Origin of the sequence: Pigmentiphaga daeguensis, from assembly GCF_039523035.1 — a bacterium.
GTDB lineage: Bacteria > Pseudomonadota > Gammaproteobacteria > Burkholderiales > Burkholderiaceae_B > Pigmentiphaga > Pigmentiphaga daeguensis.
In genome coordinates, this window is the sequence record NZ_BAAAEN010000068.1 from 1 (window position 1) to 1,440 (window position 1,440).

The 1,440-nt window shown below is 58.1% G+C and carries 1 protein-coding gene and 1 pseudogene; both read left to right on the plus strand.

Annotated elements, in window-relative coordinates; genetic code table 11:
- Window positions 1-99: 99 nt before the first annotated feature.
- A pseudogene (locus tag ABD104_RS30105) lies at window positions 100-783 on the plus strand (LysR family substrate-binding domain-containing protein); the annotation flags it as partial.
- A gap of 13 nt (window positions 784-796) precedes the next feature.
- Window positions 797-1,027, plus strand: a complete 231-nt coding sequence (locus tag ABD104_RS30110; RefSeq protein ID WP_063598501.1) for an EexN family lipoprotein — start codon at window positions 797-799, stop codon at window positions 1,025-1,027.
- The last annotated feature ends 413 nt before the right edge of the window (window positions 1,028-1,440 follow it).

Below are 1,440 nucleotides of genomic sequence, written 5' to 3' on the forward strand. Positions count from 1 at the left end.
AAGCGTTGGGTGGCGTCCCGCCGGCGCAGTATATGCCCCGGTTAACCCACGCTCCGAATCTCTATCGGCCGCTGTCTACTTGACGGGGGTGCTTACGGCGTCAAGTCGGCCGCCAACGGATTTTTCGGCCAGTTACGCATTGCCGTGTCTGATGGGGTAACACCCGCACGGTTGTCAACTTTGCTGGCGCGATGCCGTGAAGAGGACCCCGAAGTTGAGATACGTCTGTTTGAGGTGCCGCTCGGGCAGCAGATCAAGGGTTTGCATGAAGATCTGTATGACGCAGGTTTTTCGATGGCAGAGGATGGAGGCGACGGTATCTTGGTCACACCTGCTTGGGAGGATGAACTGATGGTAGCGGTGCCTGCTCGCCATTCGCTACTTGCCCATAAGCGTGTCCCGCCGGAAGAGGTACTACGTCACCCGTTGGTGCTCGGCGACCCCGCGGTGTGCGAAGGCCATGCTCGCCAAGTCGATCGTTTCCTCCGCAAACTCAATCAGGAGCCATTGATAGTCCAGCGCGTAGCGACCTTTGACGTGATGATGGCTTTGGTATCTGCCGGTCTGGCTTTGGGCCTGGCAGGCACGGCGCATATAGCATCCTGCCGAGAGTTAGGCATCGTAGGTCGTCCGTTGGCGGGCAAGCCGCCAATGCTGAGTACCTATCTGCTGTGCCGTGATGCGGAGCCTTCTCAGATGCTGGCCCGGTTCATCGAACGAGTGACCTTCATTGATTCAGCGGATCACCTGAACACCGGCGAAGGATCTCCTCCTACCCGATGAAAGGACTGGAACCATGAACAAAGTGCTGCCGCTGATGATGATGACCGCCACGCTGACCGCATGTGGCCAATCCCAACCTTCGGAAACCGTGGACTACCTTGTGGCCCATCCCGACCGCATCAAGGAACTCCAGCGCCAATGCAAGGAGGATCGCGCAAAGGTCAGTGATGAACTCTGCGTGCGCGCGGCCGAAGCCGCCAACCGACGCTTCTTCGGTGATCGGCCGGAGCAAAAGACGAAGTAACGTCCGCTGCTGTCGTATCGCTGCGACGAAGCTCTCACTATTACCTCCATACGCCACAACGCGCCCGCGTTCGCGGCGTTTTTATTGTCTTCGCCCCTGCAAGAAATCTGGCCTTTTCAGCCTGAATTACCGCCATAACGGCCTTTGACCGGCCTGCGCACGCGCCTTGATCCTCCGTGCTGCGGCACCTCCGTGTGCCGTGATTGGAGGCAAGGTCATGCAAGGGACGAACGTGCTGTTCGGTCAGATTGCCGTTGTATTCGGCATCGTGATCGCCGGCGTGTGGGCAGCCACACAATGGACGGCAGCAGCCCTTGGGTAATGCCCCCTGTAAAGCCTGGGAGTCAGAAGTAGAATTTTCTCGAACAGGGAGTTCTACAGATGAAGCGATCGAAGTTCACGGATAGCCAGAT